The following is a 2,020-nucleotide window of genomic DNA, read 5'->3' as shown; positions in this document are numbered from 1 at the left end:
TCTAGACGCATTTTCCGCAGTTTGATGTGTCTACTGCTCGTCGTGTTCTGGCCAGGGGAGTTCGATGGCGAGTAGGTCGAGGATGCGGCGTTGGGTGGTGGTGAGGCGGTCGAGGCGGAGCCCGTTGGGGGTGTAGGTGGCGCTGAGTCCTTGGAAGGCGGCGAGGATGTTGCGGCCGGTGGGTCGTGCGGCGCGGCCTTCGGGGAGCAGGCCGGGCAGGTGCTGGTCGGGGCCGAGGGCGTGGCGCAGGTCGGTTTCGATGAGGCCGTAGAGGAGCAGGGCCAGGCCGACGATGCTGACCAGGGCGGCGATCCGGTCGTCGTTGTGTAGGAAGATTGGCCGGACCTTGAGCGTGTTCTTGTTGGCGCGGTGGGTCAGTTCGACCAGGTGCTGGTCTTTGTAGGTGTGCAGCACGGAGGTGGCCGAGATACGGCCGGGCAGGTTGGTGGCCAGGGCGTAGACGCCGTCGGTGCGGGCGGCGGTGTCGATGGCGGTCTGGTTGCGCTGCCAGGTCAGGGTGGGTTTGCCGCCGCGGGTGCCGGTGGTGACGGTGAGCAGCGGCTGCAGGCGGGGGTCGGCGAGGATCCGTGCGACCTTGGCGTCGACCTGTTTGCGGGTCTTGTAGTGGCGGCCGCCGAGCCCGTTGGTGATCTTGGTGAGCGCTGTTTCGGCCTTGGTCAGAGCGCGTTCGCGGGCCTCGGCCACCGAGGTGGCCTCCTCGCTCGACCAGATGTAGGCCACCCGGAAGGTGCGCTGCCGGCCGGTTTCTGGGTCGGTGACCTCGAGATCGCGCAGTGCGCCCCGGTAGTGGGTGCGCTGGGTGGCGGGGAGGTGGGCTTCGCGGTGGGAGACGTAGCGGATCGGGTGCAGGCCCTCGTGGCCGACGTCGTCGAGGAACCGTTGCGCGAAGCCGGTGTTGGCGCGCAGTGGCACGATGAACCGCAGCCCCGCCCGGTCGGCCTCGCAGAGGTTCTTGATGTGCCCGAGGGCGGAGTCGGCCACGATGAGCAGCCCGGGCGGCAACAGTTGGGTGAGGCGCTCCATCGCCTCGCCCACACAGGTCAGCTCGCTCGCGTCGCCGGGGAACGGGCGCGTGTAGAGCGGCACCCCGGTGGGGTTGGCCGCGGACAGCACCCGCACCTGCCGCTCGATGCGGCGAGACGAGTTCCAGCCCCTGGCCACCAGCGATGAGTCCGCGTACTCACCGGCAACAGTCAGTGTGGTCAGGTCCAGGTGCAGCCGGGCCGCCTCGGCACCGAACGTGTCGAGCGCGGCCAGCATCGCCGCGCCGCGCACGGTCTCGGCCATCGGGGCGAAGGCCTCCAGCGCCCGTCCGAGCCGGTCGTCGTGCAGCAGCATGCCCGGCACTCCGAGCAGTTCGTGCACCGCCGCGCCCGACGCCCAGCCGGCGATGTCGTACAACGGTGCCGGCGCCGCCAGCCGGTTGGCGACCAACGCCGTGACGACTTCGCCGTGCGTCAGCTGCGCCTTGCCGCGTTGCGGGATGACGCCGTCGACCAGCTTCACCAGCCCCAGCCGGTCCAGGTAGTGCCGCACCAGCAGCAGCGGCCCCACCTCCCGCCGGGTGCCCCACGGCGGCGGGTCCAGCCGGGCGAAGCCGGCGGCCAACTGCTCCAGTTGCCCCGACGCCTTCAGCTCGTCCTCGCGGCCGAGGTTGGCCACCACCCGATGGCGGACCTTGCCGCCGTCGCGGTAGGCCTCGACCAGCCGCAGATAGACATAGCTGGTCTCGCCCCGCCTCACCGTTGTCCGCTTCACATACATGTTGCCCCTACGATATCGAGATCATTGGGCCACAGCACAACCCAACACGCCATGATCAGGAGATGAAGTTGCCCCTACAAGTATGGTCAACGGCTCAGTCGGTCACCACCGGCCACACCCGAACCCGACAAGCAACACCCCCCGCAACACAACAGATCGCGCCGCCACGGCAACAGCCTGACAGCGCGATCGTGACGACACTCAACTCATCGCAATGCGGAAAATGCGTCTAGAG

1 protein-coding gene is annotated in these 2,020 nt (G+C 68.8%); it reads right to left on the bottom strand.

What is annotated here, in order from left to right; genetic code table 11:
* Positions 1 to 30: 30 nt before the first annotated feature.
* Entirely contained in the window at positions 31 to 1,785 is a 1,755-nt protein-coding gene (locus EV648_RS42305; RefSeq protein WP_132302118.1) for an IS1634 family transposase, read from the bottom strand.
* Between the last annotated feature and the right edge of the window lie 235 nt (positions 1,786 to 2,020).

The organism is Kribbella sp. VKM Ac-2568 (genome assembly GCF_004345365.1).
In the GTDB taxonomy this organism is placed as follows: Bacteria; Actinomycetota; Actinomycetes; order Propionibacteriales; family Kribbellaceae; genus Kribbella; species Kribbella orskensis.
Note: the sequence above shows the minus strand (reverse complement) of the source record. Positions and strands in the feature narration are given on the sequence as shown.